The organism is Burkholderia sp. Ac-20345 (assembly GCF_017104825.1).
GTDB classification, from domain to species: Bacteria; Pseudomonadota; Gammaproteobacteria; order Burkholderiales; family Burkholderiaceae; genus Burkholderia; species Burkholderia lata_B.
The window spans coordinates 210317-225617 of record NZ_JAAGPO010000002.1; the positions used below are offsets into that span (position 1 = coordinate 210317).

Sequence of the window (15301 nt, forward strand, 5' to 3'; positions counted from 1 at the left end):
CTTCCAGGCGCGAAGCAATGAGCGTGTCTGCCCCGCGTCAGTTTCGCGTGACGACGCCGGCGGCTGGGTTCTGATTGAGTGCGACGTTCGCCGCAACGAGGATGCGCCGCGCCATGTCAGGATTGACGCGACCCGCACCCAGTTCGGCAATCAACACCTGCATCATGGCCACCATCTGTGCCTCGCTCGGGCGAATCGCGTCGACCGCGCGCAGCACATCTCCGTTGACGTCCAAGACAGGAAGCAGCGTGAGTCGCTGGTACTTGAGCACGTCTGCAGCTCGGTCGCCTGTCGGATCGAGCTTGACGGTCACCTCTCCATCTTCGGCAACGGTGAGCACGGTACCGAGCCGACCGCGCGAAGCGTTCAACGCAGATCGTGGCTTGAAAGTCACGTCCATCCTGACGCGCACGCGGCACCCGGCATCGAGCGTAATGGCCTCGGACAGCAAATCGGGCACCAGCACTCGCTCGATGGTCGCGACCGAGACAGCGTGCTCCGGGGCGCCGCCGCGCTGCATCCGCTTCCGGTTGCTCGAGCTGACCTCTTCGTAGAGATTGAGCAACGCCGCAGTCAGCGCGTCATATGGGCTGACGTGCGAGGGCTGTGCTGCTGCCTCCGCGCGGGACACGCGGGCCCGGGGCTTTTCGCGACCGGTCGGGGCCGGCCCGAACGAGTCGCTGCCCGCTGCGGTGTCCTTGTCGCTCAGTTCAAACAGCACCGTCACCATCCTCCGAAGTCTCCTCGCCGCCCGCATCCGTGTGCTGCACGTCATCCACCTCACCCGACCGGAGAATCGCAGGCTTGCCATGACGGTTTCTTGCGATCGCGTTTTTGAACAGCAGCGCCGCCTCGGACAGCTTAACCGCCGACTGGCTCTCATTGTGCTGCACGACGGCGTCGATGATACGCGACGCGTCGCACAATCCATCGATTCGCGCTCGCATTCGAAGATGAGCCTCCTCCTCGAGCAGTTCGAGGAAGGTACGGAACATCTCGACGTCCTGGTCCTGTACTTCGAGACCTTCGTCTGGCGCAACCGTATCGAGCGTCTTGCGAATCACACGCGTCAGGAAAACGTCACTGTACGAAGCCGCGTCGGTTCCATGCGTCGCGAACTCGCGCGGAGTCCACTCGTGATCGCACACGCGGCAGCGGTGCGTCTTGTGCGGGCCCGGCTCACAACCCGGCGAATCGACGTGCCACGCCATACACGAAGGGCATCGCAGCGACATCACGACCGTGGTCTGCGAACTCTCGCTCTCATCGACGACACGCAGAACGTCGTGCTTCAGCTTGGGCGGTACATTGGCGCGGCGATCACCGACCTCGACCGAGATCCGATATTCATCGACCCGCCGAATCACTCCGCGGGTGCCGGCTTCGACGCCACCGAAATATGCCTTGAACTCGACGCGCACGCCCTTCCGGAACGCATCGTCGCCATGGCCCGGCTTGCTCTCGGGACGGCGCCGCCCTTTCAGATGATTTCTATCGCTCACTGGCTTCTCCCGATTCTTTGCGATTGTTGGCGGTGATCCTGGCCAGCAACCGTTTGTCGTATTCCTTTTGGTCGATGGGCCGCAATCCCATCAGCAAACCAGGGTCTATCGCATCCTTGCAGATGCATAGCATGCACACTTCGTCTCCAGCCTCCTCGTAAGCTGCAGCACCAAACGTGACCGTCCCGCACTTGCAGCACGGCACCAGCCGCACTGTCGAGCAAATAGCATCGAAATCGTCAGCTGTCGCATCACCAAGCCTCACGGACGAGCGGAACACCTTCATCTCGCCAAGGTCGAGTGTGACCGCAACATGGAGCGGCCAACCCAGGGCCGCCCATGTCGGCGTATGCACGCGAGCCGTCAATGTTCGATCCTCTATCTTGAAGACCTTTTTATGCGCCGAGGAGATCGGCTGACGCCGTGTAGCACCCTGCTCTCGGCTACTGTCTGCGGCTGGCCTGACAGGGTGCTGGCGTTCGGGGGCAAACTGAATGTCCATGCGTCGATTCTGAAGCGGCCGTGCGTGAAAACAAGGGCTTCCAGACAGTTTTGGATGCCGCCATCCTCAAAAAAAAACCCGCCGTCCCATACGAAGGGATGGCGGGCGTGACTCGCAAACTGACTTGACTGAACTCGTGAGCCACCACGCGAAAGCGTGGCGCTTCGTCGGCGGTTAGCCGAACAACCAGATTTCGGACTGGCGCCGGCCGATTTCCTTCAACTGCTGGATGAACTCGGACTCCATTTCCGTTTGTGTCTGGATGATGCCCTGCAACTGCGTGAGCAGCTGGGACACGACGCCACCTACGTGCGTACTGACAGGGAGATCAGCGACTTCGGGATCCAGATCCTTCCAGGTCGCCATATCGACACGATCGCGAACCAGCGGCTCGGAGGACGCGCCGCAAGGCCGTGACTGATCACCACTCGAATTCAGTCCGCCGGTATCGGCAAACTCATTCGCAGGACCATCCGATTCCGTATTGGATTCGCCCGAGGCTTCAACCTGGAAACCCTGGGCTTGGAGAGCTTGCTTGTGCCCAGCAACCTCGCCACCGCTCGGATAGTTCCAGCGAAGCTGATGGCGAACACAACTCGCCAGTAGCGATCGCACCGAATCGGGAACCTCTGTCAACTCGGGATTGGATTGCTTGAGCACCACCGCGGCGGCCTGCAGACTTGTTTCGACAACCGAATCGACGCGAGCAGCCTCGACACAAGAGGGAGCCTTGTCGATGCACTCGTTTTGAGGATAGTCACCAACCTTGCCGGTCAGCCAGAGATACATGGCGCCCTCGTCCTCCCCGGACAAAAGCGAATCGCCTGTGGTGACTTCGGGAAAGCCGAGCATGACTTGCTGCCAAAACGCACCAGCCGCCTGTTCTGCAACCGCGCGGAATGCGGCAGTAACGTCCGTTCCGAAGCCGTTCTTCACGTGGGTCATTTTCTTGCTCCTAAGGTGTCGTGGAGCAAGAGCCCATGCTGGGCTGCGAGCCCCACATGGGTTGAATTGAAAGTTACCGGCAAGCGGTAAAGTAGACAGTGTCCTGCGCAGAGGCCACTTAGGCTGGATTCGGTCCAGCTGCCGTTGGATCAGCGGAAACTATAGCACGAGTTTCATTCCTGTCAGGAAGTATGCTGACTGACGCGCTTTTGATCCTTGGGGCGACGCTGAAGGCTCGGATTGGCGAGCCTTCAGCGCCTTTCTCATGCGGCCGAACATCCGGCTCGGCCCGTTCGCTTGGCCTGCTCTTCGAATACCACGCTCGTGCCGATCAGCGCCACGGGTGCGCGTTTTCCCACATGTATTCGAAGTCGGATTCGTAATACGCAGCGACCTGCTGGTTGTGCCAGTCGGCGCGAGCGTTCTCGTGGCTGTACTTCTCGGCGCGCACCGTGTAGTTCAACGAGCCCGTTTCCGCAGTGTCGCGGTCAGCGATGGTGTACTTGTCGTGCATCAACGGTGCGTCGTCGACATAGCGCACCTTCGCGCCGGCCTCCGCCAGCGCACCGGCGATCGACTTCGGATTGTTGAGGTTCTCCTTCGCGTCGACCACAATGCGCACGTTCACACCGCGACGAATCGCGGCGAGCACCGCATTTTCGTAGCGCTTGTTGGTGAATTCGTAGGCGGCGACATCCAGAGTGCGGGTGGAACTGTTGATCACGTCGATCACGACGTCCATTGCACCGCGGTTCGGCGAGAAGCCGAGCTCGACCGTACCCGCCGCCTGGTACATCACGGCGCGATGATGAGGCGCATTGCGCGCCGCCTGGTCCTCGTTCCCGTTATCGTCGCCACTGCGGCCATAGCTGGCCTTGTGGACGCCGCCATGTTCACGCGAATACGGTCTCTTGTATTCGTGGCCATCGTTCGGGCCGAACTTGCTTGCTGCCGACTGCGAAGACGTGTCGGAATGGTGCCAGACGCCAATGTCCTCGAGCGCCGAATCGAGCAGGCCAGCGTGGGCAAACATCGGCGCGGTGGCCACGGCGAGACAGACGAGCACTTTTTTCATGGATAGTCCTTTGGGTTTCCCCCGGTAGATGCGTGAATCGTACTGCCCGACCAATCAGTTTCTAGGGGGCGTGTCGCGCCTCCCTTTTACTTCCTATCAGGAAGCTATTTTCGCATGACACTCACTCCCCTTTGGCTGCTACAGCGATCCGCCCGGGAAAATTCGATGTTTATGCACAACGTCCCCCTCGAAATAAGTGCCTGAAGAGGTGGATTACGATTTCTGCGGCGCTAGAATCAATTCGCGCGGGCATTTCGCCCGACCGCATCCTCAACGACAGGAGAACCCTCCAGAATGGCACCCGCAAAGAAAGTCGCGAAGAAGGCATCCGTGGCAACCAAGGCGGCGAAGCCCGCCGCGAAACCGGCCGGCCCGGTGAAGGAAACCTTCACGAAAGCATCGCTCGCCGCGCACGTCGCACAACAGGCCGGCGTCGAGCCGAAGGTTGCGAAAGCGACACTCGCAGCGCTTGAGGCAACCATCCTCGGCGCCATGCACAAGAAGGGCGCCGGCGAGTTCACGCTGTCCGGCCTGCTGAAGATTACGGTCCAGCAGGTTCCGGCCAAAAAGAAGCGTTTCGGCAAGGATCCGTTCACGGGTGAAGAACGCTGGTTCTCGGCCAAGCCAGCGACCGTGCGGATCAAGGCTCGCGCGCTCAAGAAGCTGAAAGACGCGGCCGCCTGAACGATTTCATTCATCGCTGGAAATCTGCGGGCCAGTGCTCCAAGCCTGGTCCGGCTTTTTTGGGGGCCTACACTTTCAATTTTTGCCCCCGTGAATCCTCCGCCGCACAGGCAAAAAAACCCGCGCGGATGCGCGGGCGAAATCAAACAACTGACAGTCAGACAGCGACCGCCTCGACTTTCTCAACGACCGACAGCCTACCGGTCCCCGAGACTTCCAAGATGAAGCGCGTATTTCTGACCGTCTCCGTGTCGACGAACAAATCCGCCAACAGATCGTTCAGCAAGTCCCTGGGATTCACGTTACGGGCCTGCTTGATCCAACGGCGGTACCGAGCCATGCACTCTTTCCGGTAATCCTGGTCTTCACGGTCATCGGATGAAAAGGCCTGGAATTGTTGGACACCCACTCCCATACTGCCGACGTTCAGTGGCGTAAAGACCGTCACCTTTTCGACCGTACCGTTTCCATCCGACGAGGCCACGGAAATCTCCATGTTGTCGACGATGGTCTCTCCCCAGATCCCGCGAATCGCGATCGAGTCGCAAATCTGGATGTCGAAGTCGTGGGCCTCATAGTCGGACCCCGCGATCGCACCCTCGTTCACGATGTCGTAGGTCACCTGAAGCTCGTCGAACTGCGGGGCGTTCAGAAGCCAATGCCCCTTCGGCAGTTGCCCCACAACAACCAGAGCACCCTGCTGCATGGCGTAGACGCGCTGCACTGCGCTATCGGCATCATCCTCGAGATCGACGAAGCCGCTACCGCGGACTACACGGAATTCCCCGCGATCGAAGGCATCCCGACGGAACGACTTCGGTTCGGGGCTGGAGTATCGGTACTCGTAGATCTCGTGCCACTCTGCAAAGCAAAGCGCCTCGACCAACTTCAGCAGCACCTTCGCCGGCACAACCGGATGATCCCGAACCAAGTCCGGCGCCACGCTGCCCGCTGCGTCCCAGTATGCGTTCACGAAGGCTTCGGCGTCCAACTCGCGTTGCTTTTCCACCAGCATCGAATGTACAAGTGACTCGACATGCTTCCTGATTTCCACGTCCTTGTCGGCCTGATCGATCAGGCAATTTCGATCCGGAAGTTTGGCCTGGAAACGAGTGCTGTCGAGGTGGACAATCGCTGCCGCACTCCGGCCGTAATGCGCCGGGCCAGACACTTGAATGCCCTGGAGATAGACCACGATGCTGGAATTGGACCGGAAGCCAGCGAGATCGCGCACCAGAACTGACCCAATGGGCGTGGGCAAGAACTCGGCAGCGTCGATGGCTTCCGGCCGCGGCAGTTCCTCCCCGTTGAATATCACCGGGATCTCATAGCCCAGTGCGATCGCCTCCAGCGCCGACTTAATGCGCGTCTCATCGAAGGTCAAATTGCTCAACGTCAGTTTCGTCCCAATCGTGACGGTCCCGGGCACGACGGTCAGGTCATGCATGTCGAGCAGCGCTCGCGTATGGGCATCCAGCAGTTGCCCGCACGATTCCACACGGATCTGGCCGCACGCGAACAGCGCACTGGTGAATCCCATGCCGAAAGGGCTTTCGAGGGATCGCGTCTGATTATCCCACCCGCTCTCGGCGATCGTGAAAAGGTTCTGGAAGTCAGCGATCCCGTGGCCGTCGTCGACGACCGTCAGGGTCTTGCCCTCCAACGTCAGTTCCACTTTCGTGGCGCCGGCGCGGCGGCTGTTCTGGATCAGTTCTGCCAGGAACGTTGAGAAGTTCGAGAACGCGAACTTCAGGTTCTTGACGAAGTTTTCCTGGTTGACTGCAACACGTACTTTCGAGGTCATATCTGCTCCGGAAAGGAAATGCGAAGCAGACGACCCTCGCGGATCGAATGCCCCGCGAGGGTAGAACCGATGACCTGCCATCGTTCGATGGGAAGGCGTCGGTCATTGAAACTGCGAGCGAGTCGCAGCAGAAAAAAAGGCTGGTCGGCCCAGCTACCGTACATCTTCCGTTGATTATACAGATCGTGCGGAAAGGTGCGTACGGAGAGATGCCCGTGTTTATGGCAAGGCGTTCGCCCTACCGCGCACTCAAAAAAATGCCCGCCGCATCCTCGCGGATGGGGCGGGCTTCGTTCGATCAGGCAGCTTCGCCGAAGAGGTTCATCTGGGGATCCCAGATATCGTTCTTCTCGTCGTTCAGCAGCGCATCGTGCTCCTTGTCGCTGATCGCGTTGCGGATGAGGTGTTCATCCAGTTCGCGAGGCGTCACGTTCAGCCGCTCTGCCAAGCGGGCGAAGTACTGCCCGCGCTTGGCCATCTCCTGATAGCGTTGAGCCATCCCAGCCGGCAGCTTGAGAATCCCTTCATTCAGCCAGAAGCGGGCCGAATACATTGCAGGGTACACCTGGCTCTCCAGCATGAAACGGGTATCGAACGTACAGGTCACAAACGCGCAAGCCTCTTCCGCGTCAACCTCCATCTGATCGCATTCCTCGAAATACGCGACGCGCTCACCATTGGTGGTCACGGCGTACGCGGAAACACGGTCGGGATGGAGAAAGCGATTCCACTGCTCTGCCAGGTAGTCGCGAAGACCATCCACGGGCGCCTCGGCATCGTACTTCCCCACCCGGTACCATCCGTGAAGCGGGATCGGTACCTTGGGCTTCGTTTCAACGACCGGGACATGATAGCGACGTCCCAGCGTGTACACGTCGTGCCAGACTGAGAGGGCCGGAAAAGCATGTGGCGAGTAGTGATGCATCGACAAGAAGAAGTCGACCGCCACGAGTTGCTGAGGCGTCACGAACTGGAACTGCACCTCGCACAGCTCACGATTGCTTTCCGTATCCTCGATCATGCCTTCGGCAAGATTGGCCTGATGCTGCTCGGCACGTTCCTGCTCCAGCACATCGAGCGTCAGGAGATACTTCAGCAAGCTCACCCGATGCTGGTACGAATACACATCGGGTTGCACCCTCGTATAGCCGGCCGCGCTGATCTTGCGACCGACTAGCTCTCGCTTCGACATGTCCCACTGCGTTGCAAGCAGATAGTTCCGGAATCGATTGAGCCCTGCCAAGTGCGCGTGATCGGGTTCCTGAATCATCGACTCCATCGACTTGTCGCGCTCGCCGGTCACGCAACAAAAGGCGCAGCCGAATCGACTGCCGCACGCCGACTTGTTTCCCCCATCGCCGATCGTCACGCCACAGGTACCTTCGTTACCGGCACGGTAGAGATCGATCATGCGCTGGATCGTGCGAATCGACAGTGGCGAGGCAAACGGAATGAAACGCACATCCGAAAACAGCGACACCATGTCCCACACGTCTGAGAGATCCCAGTCGGCAATGCACGAGAGAGTCAGGTATCCATCCTTATGCCGCGTTGGTTCCAGATGACTTTCCTGACGCTCAGACATCAGCGCCGCTCGAACAGGGCTCTCGGAAAAGCGCGTACCCAACAGCACAATGGTTTCGCGGTATCCGAAACCAGTAGCTTCGCGCTCAAGCAATGCACGAAGGCGACCGAGTGGGACCAATTTCCAATCGGAGGCGCACGCGCGAGCAGTCTTGCTTTCTCCGCTCGCCTTATCCTTCTTTACGCCGTTCTCCGGTGTGCGGATCAGCGTTCCCCGACCGATGTGAGAAACGACGAACTGCGCGCTGAGCGAAGGTTTTGCGACATGAACCTCTACGTCCAGCTCGTGGTCCTCGCAGAACGCACTCATTTCTTCGAGTGCGATGTGAAGGTGGTTGGACAGCGACGGGTTCTCGATCTGCGTATCCGAGGTCGCGACGTAGTGCCGGGCTTGCGGAACGCCGGCCGTCTTCGAACGGCGTACCGCCTCGAGCATCAGAAGCGCAACGCACGTTGAATCCTTGCCCCCGCTATAGCCGCACTGCAAAACGTGTCCTGCTGCGATCTTCTGCATCAGGATCGCGATGACGATTTCCATCTTCGCGAGTATTTCTTCAAACATGGTGTTCTCCGGTTGATGCGAGAGAACACTCCCTTGCGGGAAGTGTGTCCCGCAGGGATAGATGAATGATCGAGGCCGTGAAACTAGTGACCTTCGATGCCTGGTTGCAGCGATCAAAAACCTTCCGCCGCCCCCAGATTCCAGTAGCTACTTGCGAACGACATCGCCGTAGCCTCCACCGCGGAACGCTCGCGACCGAGCGGCTCGCCGGCGGACCGGAAATAGAAGTCCAGCAACTCGCGCAAACGTGCCTTCGTGCGTGCGCCCGACAACGAGAACACGTCGAGAGCGCAACGGATGTACAACGGGAAAGTCGTTTGAGAAACAGTCATGCCAATGCTCCTGAGAGATGCGAGGAGCAATCCCCTCGCGGAGACTGCAACCCGCGTGGGTAAAAACGGTTACTTGTCGATGCCGAACGCGGATGCGCCCTTCTCCCGCATGGGAGGCACGTCGAGGTAACCAAGTGGGGAAAATCTGGCTGCAAGCGGCAACCGGTCAGAACGACCAACGATGACGCCATGATCCGGGCGGATCGGCCATTGGCTAGGTGACGGTCTAGCTACCGGATCAAGGATCAGGTCATAGTGTACCGCAGATTTCCAGCTAGGAAGCAACCGGTATTGTCAAGCTCACGCGCGTCCCGGTTGGGCTTGGGACAGGATTTCGTTCAGCCGTGCCCCATCACCTCGGCGAGCACCTCGGCATCGCTGGCAGCATCCAGCGCGTCGCGTTCGAGCAGCGCCCGGAGCGCGCTCTTCAGCCAGTACGACGTGCTGGGTGAGTCGAGAAGGTGCTGGATTTTCTCGCCAGTATTCATGATGGGCGATGGATTGGATTGAGGGGTGATACCTGGGCGCTATGCAGCGGCGCCCAGGCATCAGACCGACACAAGCCGTGTCGAAACTACTCTGCGTTACTTCGTTGCGCGTATCGCGCGATCATGTGTCGGGCCCGGCCCGGCGTGAAATCACCCGACCACTCCAGGCCGGATTCCCGGACTTTGTCCCGGACGCGTTTCTTGAACGACTCACCGCGCTCCTGGACATGCATCGCGCAATGCTCGTCCTCGACCGCAAGGGCGAAGGCGAGATCGCGGACGGCGCGGTCCAGCAGAAACTTCAGCTTGCGCTGATTGTCGAACCGCTTGCCGATCACCGCCGCAGCCACCGCAGCGATCATCGCCGATGTCAGGGTGAAAAAACCCCCGATGATCGCAGCCTGAACCGCCGCATCTTGCAACTGAACATGCATTTTGCTACTCCTCGTCGAAAAGAGGAGAAGCGCACTCCCGAAGGGAATACGCCCCTCCGGGTAAAAAAACTGACGCCTCGTGCCGACGGCGTCACACTACGGATCGCGGAATCAGGTGCCCTACTGACGGTTGGCGTTGTAGTGCGCTTCACGCATCGCGCGCTGCTCACGCTCCTTCTTTGCCATGTGGCGACCGACTGCGCAACCTGCCATCGCACCGAGAATCGCGTGGTGACCGGCGACGTGGCCAACCACCGCGCCAGCGACCGCGCCCTTCATGCAGCCTTCGGCATGTACGACCGTCATGGGCACGCTCAGAGCGAGCGCGATTGCCAGAGCCTTCCCGAACTTTGCTTGCTTCATCACTTTCCTCTTAAAGAAAAAGTTGCGCACACGGCTTGCGAGCGCGTTCGACTCTACGCATGTCGAGCGCTCCCGCAAGCCCCTGCGTTTCGTGGCTACCAGTCGTACGCCGTCAGTCCATCCACATCGGAGCCGTCGGCGTCGAGCTGAATCCAGCTGAAACTGCGTTCCCGCGCCCATGCCCACAAGGCCTGAAGATCCGCCGGAACCGGGTAGCCCTGGCTCGCGTAATCCTCGACAGCCCCGTCGGATGGGACGGACAGGAAGAAACCGAACTCGTACTCCCCGCAGTAGCACCAGGGGTTGTTGTCACCCTCGGACTGCAGGAGATCGTTCGTTTCGCGCATGATGTGGTTCGTCGCGATTCTCGGGCAGACGTTGAGATCCGAGAATGCAATCTCCGACTGGCCGTGCAGGATTTCCGCTGCGGCTATCGCGCTATTCCTAGCTGGAAGATCGAGATCGCCGGAAGCGCCGGCGTGACCCTGCACCTGATCTTTCGACATGGTGATCAGTGACCGCAGCAGTTCGCGGGAAATCAAAACGGGGGTGGACATGTTCTGCTCCTGGGTAAGGCGGAGCAGACGGCCCGCAGGGCAGAATGCCCCGCGAGGGATAACGCCGAATCGGCGTGAAGAAAGCCATTTCTGGCCTATTAGGCTGAGTGCGGTCAGCTACCGGATCAATGATCGGCTTCGAGTATAGCCGAAATTCCTGACAGGAACTATCAGATCGAAGCCTCAGTCTTCTCTCGTACGCAGTCTGCGAGCATCAGAATCAGCTCTGCATCGCTCGGCGTCCCCCCCGGCCCTTTGCGCAATGTGGGAACCTCCCGCGCATAGACATTGCGCAAAGCGTCAATGCTGACTACCCAGCTCCGCTTCTGGTCGCCTCGCCGCGTGCCCTCGAGCGCCCGCCTGCAGTTCGCTTCGATGCACTCGGCTATCTGGAATGCAGTGAGTACGAGATGCTTACGCTCCTCTTGGCCATCCGATGGAAGAACTTGAGCAAGATGATCAAGCTTTTCGATCGTCAGCGCCTGCGCCCAGAACAACTTGAACAGCACCTCCATGTCCGGATTGGCTCCAGGCGACGGAAAGGTCGAAACCGAATCGAAATCCGCCATCAGCTTTCGCATGGAATCACCGTCCGGCAAGGTCCACCGGCCATTGGCTCGAAGAGTCTCCCGAATCCATTCGAGATTCTCGCTTGTCATCTCGATGGACTGGCGAAGGCTGCGTCGCACCTCTGCGGCATGGTCTAACGCAAGCATGCCCCCGGCATCGTGCTCCAGCCAGTCAGCCACCTTGACACCCGTACTGAGCATGGCCATCAGCCGCGCATGCCCATATATCGCGCTCCCATTGATAGCCTTGAGAATCTGCGCCTGGCTCTGGAACAGACGAAGCGCGATCGTGGTGACATCCATAATTGTCTTTACCGGGCGTTACCCGAAACAGAGATTCGATTGATTCGCCGTGCTACCTGCATCAATTCCCGCTGCGACACGGCGATTGCGCCGTTTGCAATGGCTGTGGCGCGCTGCGGCTCGGTGATATCGTAGTGCGGATGTCTTGCGCCCGCGTGATACCAGCATCGATTTATCCCGACAGCCTGCGCGAACCCATGCAGTTCATCGACCGAATCCGCAGACAGATGAAAGCGCGGCTTCCCCTTCCACACGATTGCCGCATCGTCGACGTACACGGCCATCAGATCTCTCCCTGTCAGGTACCGCGCCGCCATCGACAACTGCGGCCGAAGCCTCCGAGTGTAGAGGGATCAACTCCCCGGAGCCTTCCCGAAACAGGCGCCAAGCGATAGTGCTTTCGCCCAGTACGGATCCGGGCGCACCAATGAAAACGCCCGCCCGACTCCCTAAAGGGAGCCGCGGCGGGCGGGGTACACACAAGCGTAGTTGTCAGCTACCTCGTTAGACCGATGCGATCGATTCTTCGCGGACCGCACGGACACCGATCAGGTTGCCAGACGCGACCTCCAGGGCATACGCCTCGGTGAACGTGCCGTTCGCGTTGAAGCGAACGTGGAACGTCACCTTGTGCAGGTCGGTGTCTTGGCCATCCTCCGGATACTCGAGATACGTGATCTTGGTGAAATCGGCGTCGTCGCCGGTTTCCCATAGATCGTGCCCATGCGCAGAGACACCATCGCCGAAATCGTACTTCTCGAATTCGACTTGGGCGAGCTCGCGCTTTGCTTCACGATAACCCGCAAGGTATTCGACGACGCAGACCGGGTCTCCGGCCGGCGCGCTGGCCGGCAGTCCTGCCTTCGCATCGCGATAGCCATCGGTCGCAAACGTGCTGCGCTGGTTGACGCCGACAGGGACGGCTGGAATCGGCGCGGGGTTGACTTCCGCTGCCTGACCCGTTTCTTCCGGCTGGTCGAACAACTGACCTTCAGGATCGCAGTCGCGCCAGATACCGCCGAATGCATCAGGCAGACACTCATTGCCGCGGATCGGGACGTACCACACATCGTCCAGCGGCGCCGCATCCGTTACTACCTCGCCACCACAGTAGTCGCAGACCACCTTGGCTATATCGGTCATGAAGCCGCTGAACGACTCGTGGCTATCCACCTCGCCCGAATCTCCGGTCAACAGTTTCGTGACAATTTCCGCGAGTTGCTGCGGAGTAACTTGCTTGGACATATTCATGTGCTCCATAGATTTGTCGAAGCACACCCCCGACTGGAGCGTGCCCCGTGAGGGAAAGAAGCCTGCTTACGCGGCTTCCAAGAACGACAAGCGGAACTGATCACCCGCCTGAGGACGCATGCGAGCTTCGGCCGCCTGCATCCAGTTGGTCATCTCGGTCGACCGATGCTCCATCGAGTTAGAGATGCCACTCGCAAAAGCACGACGTCGGGCACCGTAGTCGTACGCCATGCTGTCACAGGAGGCCACGAACGGGTACATCTTCACCCGATCGAGCGCAGCGCCTTTTACCCCAAACAGATGCAACTTCGTCCCCTTTGGCAGACGAGGTTCCAGTCCGTCTAAGATCGCGAAGAGACCATGCTTCTTATGGGAAAGGTCACGTCGACAAACTGAGCCCAGCCCGAGGAGCGCGGGCGGTGCGAGCCAGCTATGCCGCGCCCACACTTCCATCGTCAGGTCGAGACTCGCAGCGTATTCGTCGCTAGTCCAGGGATAGATACCTCCGACGCCGTTCTGCCGGCCCTTCGCTTTGAAGTTCATCATCGCGACGAAGCCGGCCGAATCGAGTGCGACATCCAGATCCTGCAGCGGCGAGTACTGCGGGATGTCGAACTGCCCAGTCTCATGGTTGAAGAACGCGTTGGCGGAAACCATGACCGGATAACCGCTGTTGAATGCGTGGATGGCGAGTTTGCCTCCGCGGTGCGGAATACCAACTCGCATCTGCAATTCGTCCGGCGGCCAGGCGTTGATCTGGTTGTCCGGAACAACGCCCGTGGGACCGAGCAACCGGACAAGATCAAAGTCAATTTTCATGTGGTGCTCCTGATGAAGGGAGCACATCCCATAGGGATACGCGTCCCTATGGGGTGAATGAAAAAGGCATGACGAATCCGTGCACCGACCGGTGCTGAACTCGCAAAACGTGCTGAATAGCCCCGCCGGGGTAACCGGAGAGGAGCCCTGTGCAGGCGTGAAGATGGCACTGACGTGCCTGGCTGGATAACGGACCAAGCTACCGGCTGGAAAGCTGGTGAGAATTATAGCGGAAATTTGACCAAGAAATTCCTGATGGGAAGCACCCTCGATGAGGGCAATCAAGTGCGCGTAACCCGATCAGCCAGCGTCGACCGGATTTCCGCGGACACCCTGCGCGACCATACAAATTCCTTTTCGGAACCCGCCGGTCAGTTGAAGAGTTCTTCCTGCTCAGTCGGCATCGTCGACGGCGGCTGATTGTCCTCGGCGGCGACGGTAGCGGTTACCTTCGCCCTGCCTCCCATCTTCGCGAGGTAGCGCTCGACAAGGCGCATCACGTTGCTCATGTCGTCGTCGACGCGTTCGACGCCAAGATGCGGATCGACAATCTGGCGAGCCTCGCTCGCCTTGATTCCGAGCACGTCCATGATCGGCGGATCGCTGCCTTCCTCTGACACCAGGAAGAAAGCGGTAACCGGATTCTCCTGTCCTTCCCGGTCAAGCCGCCAGATCACCTGTTGGTGGATACCCGGTGACCAGTCGAGCTCGCCGAACACCACAACGGAGCAGCGATGCTGCAGTTCGTCCACGCCGGCGCCGGAGCGCAGGGACATGATCATCACGTCGGTGTCGCCCGACATGAATCGGTCCTTCTCGGCATTCTTCTTCCCCGCTGTCTCGCTACCGGTGTACATCGCCGGGCGGAGGTCCTTCAGCTCCTCCAGCCAGATGTCGTACACGGCTCGATGCCAGCCCATCAGCAGCACCGGCTCTCCGGCCGCTACCATGAGGCGCACAAACTGCGCGACGGATTTCGCCTTGGAAACGCCAGTCGCCTGCCGGACCATCATGTCCAGTTCGCGCGCAGCCTGGCCACGCTCGACGAATGCGCCTGTCGTTGCCCGAATCGCGAGCCGCCTTGCCATTTCCTCGATCGACTCCACCGCTTTCGCGTCGTAGTCGACGTACTCGACGATCCTGGATACCTTGGGCAGTTCCAGACCGACGTCCGACTTGAGGCGACGCAGCATGACATGCTGTTCGCGCAGATACGTGCCGAGCGCCTTCGGATCGGTAATGTGGCCGTTGTTGTCGACCCACTCCCGGCAGAAATCCGCGTACGAGCCGAGCACCGTGTCGTCGATGAACTGCATAACGTTCCACATCTCGACGCCGTAGTTGTAGATTGGCGTAGCCGTCAGGCCGAGATGGTAGAGCGTGTGCTCGTAGAGTACCTTTGCCGCCCCGCCCTTCGCCGTGCCCGTACCCGTGCGCAGGCTCTGCGGTTCATCGATAATCATCGCGCGGAAGTAGTCCGTCGCGAAAATATCGGTCCACCCGAAGATCTGGCTGATCCGGAAAATG

18 protein-coding genes are annotated in these 15301 nt (G+C 59.7%); 1 reads left to right on the forward strand and 17 read right to left on the reverse strand.

Features of this window, described 5'->3' with window-relative positions; translation table 11 throughout:
- Nucleotides 1-37: 37 nt before the first annotated feature.
- The 5 genes from G3O06_RS02125 to G3O06_RS02145 all read right to left on the reverse strand — a co-directional run bounded on the left by G3O06_RS02125 (nucleotide 38) and on the right by G3O06_RS02145 (nucleotide 4078).
- A complete protein-coding gene (locus tag G3O06_RS02125) occupies nucleotides 38-730 on the reverse strand; it encodes a hypothetical protein (RefSeq protein WP_205814779.1) in 693 nt (230 codons plus the stop codon).
- The gene (locus G3O06_RS02130) at nucleotides 711-1502 is read right to left on the reverse strand and encodes a hypothetical protein (protein WP_205814780.1); all 792 of its coding nucleotides are present in this window, start codon (nucleotides 1500-1502) and stop codon (nucleotides 711-713) included. The genes G3O06_RS02125 and G3O06_RS02130 overlap by 20 nt, the downstream gene beginning before the upstream one ends.
- A complete protein-coding gene (locus tag G3O06_RS02135) occupies nucleotides 1492-2004 on the reverse strand; it encodes a hypothetical protein (protein ID WP_176000343.1) in 513 nt (170 codons plus the stop codon). The genes G3O06_RS02130 and G3O06_RS02135 overlap by 11 nt, the downstream gene beginning before the upstream one ends.
- 174 nt (nucleotides 2005-2178) lie before the next feature.
- Entirely contained in the window at nucleotides 2179-2949 is a 771-nt protein-coding gene (locus G3O06_RS02140; protein ID WP_176000342.1) for a hypothetical protein, read from the reverse strand.
- 331 nt (nucleotides 2950-3280) lie between these two features.
- Nucleotides 3281-4078 (reverse strand): phospholipase D-like domain-containing protein, encoded by a 798-nt coding sequence (locus G3O06_RS02145; protein WP_241019453.1) that lies wholly within the window; start codon nucleotides 4076-4078, stop codon nucleotides 3281-3283.
- A gap of 240 nt (nucleotides 4079-4318) precedes the next feature.
- Here G3O06_RS02145 and G3O06_RS02150 point away from each other — a divergent pair, with 240 nt between their 5' ends.
- Nucleotides 4319-4708: an HU family DNA-binding protein gene (locus G3O06_RS02150; RefSeq protein WP_205814781.1), complete on the forward strand. Its 390-nt coding sequence runs from the start codon at nucleotides 4319-4321 to the stop codon at nucleotides 4706-4708.
- 157 nt (nucleotides 4709-4865) lie between these two features.
- Here G3O06_RS02150 and G3O06_RS02155 read toward each other — a convergent pair whose 3' ends face one another.
- The 12 genes from G3O06_RS02155 to G3O06_RS02210 all read right to left on the reverse strand — a co-directional run.
- Entirely contained in the window at nucleotides 4866-6512 is a 1647-nt protein-coding gene (locus G3O06_RS02155; protein ID WP_205814782.1) for an ATP-binding protein, read from the reverse strand.
- A 298-nt stretch (nucleotides 6513-6810) separates the two neighbouring features.
- Nucleotides 6811-8658, reverse strand: a complete 1848-nt coding sequence (locus G3O06_RS02160) for a hypothetical protein (protein ID WP_205814783.1) — start codon at nucleotides 8656-8658, stop codon at nucleotides 6811-6813.
- A gap of 113 nt (nucleotides 8659-8771) precedes the next feature.
- Complete coding sequence (locus G3O06_RS02165; RefSeq protein ID WP_176000337.1) at nucleotides 8772-8990, reverse strand: hypothetical protein; 219 nt, start codon at nucleotides 8988-8990, stop codon at nucleotides 8772-8774.
- A gap of 338 nt (nucleotides 8991-9328) precedes the next feature.
- Complete coding sequence (locus tag G3O06_RS02170) at nucleotides 9329-9478, reverse strand: hypothetical protein (RefSeq protein ID WP_205814784.1); 150 nt, start codon at nucleotides 9476-9478, stop codon at nucleotides 9329-9331.
- Nucleotides 9479-9564: 86 nt separating this feature from the next.
- On the reverse strand, nucleotides 9565-9912 hold the full coding sequence (locus G3O06_RS02175; protein WP_205814785.1) for a hypothetical protein: 348 nt from the start codon (nucleotides 9910-9912) through the stop codon (nucleotides 9565-9567).
- 120 nt (nucleotides 9913-10032) lie between these two features.
- On the reverse strand, nucleotides 10033-10218 hold the full coding sequence (locus G3O06_RS02180) for a hypothetical protein (RefSeq protein WP_241019461.1): 186 nt from the start codon (nucleotides 10216-10218) through the stop codon (nucleotides 10033-10035).
- Nucleotides 10219-10370: 152 nt separating this feature from the next.
- Nucleotides 10371-10832: a hypothetical protein gene (locus G3O06_RS02185; RefSeq protein ID WP_205814787.1), complete on the reverse strand. Its 462-nt coding sequence runs from the start codon at nucleotides 10830-10832 to the stop codon at nucleotides 10371-10373.
- Nucleotides 10833-11002: 170 nt separating this feature from the next.
- Nucleotides 11003-11704, reverse strand: coding sequence for a hypothetical protein (locus G3O06_RS02190; RefSeq protein ID WP_205814788.1), 702 nt, complete (start codon nucleotides 11702-11704; stop codon nucleotides 11003-11005).
- Nucleotides 11705-11712: 8 nt separating this feature from the next.
- Complete coding sequence (locus G3O06_RS02195; RefSeq protein WP_205814789.1) at nucleotides 11713-11988, reverse strand: DUF4031 domain-containing protein; 276 nt, start codon at nucleotides 11986-11988, stop codon at nucleotides 11713-11715.
- Nucleotides 11989-12208: 220 nt separating this feature from the next.
- Complete coding sequence (locus G3O06_RS48835) at nucleotides 12209-12949, reverse strand: hypothetical protein (RefSeq protein ID WP_241019454.1); 741 nt, start codon at nucleotides 12947-12949, stop codon at nucleotides 12209-12211.
- A 72-nt stretch (nucleotides 12950-13021) separates the two neighbouring features.
- Entirely contained in the window at nucleotides 13022-13774 is a 753-nt protein-coding gene (locus G3O06_RS02205) for a hypothetical protein (protein WP_205814790.1), read from the reverse strand.
- Nucleotides 13775-14145: 371 nt separating this feature from the next.
- A partial coding sequence (locus G3O06_RS02210) for a DEAD/DEAH box helicase (RefSeq protein WP_205814791.1) occupies nucleotides 14146-15301 on the reverse strand: 1156 nt, incomplete at its 5' end.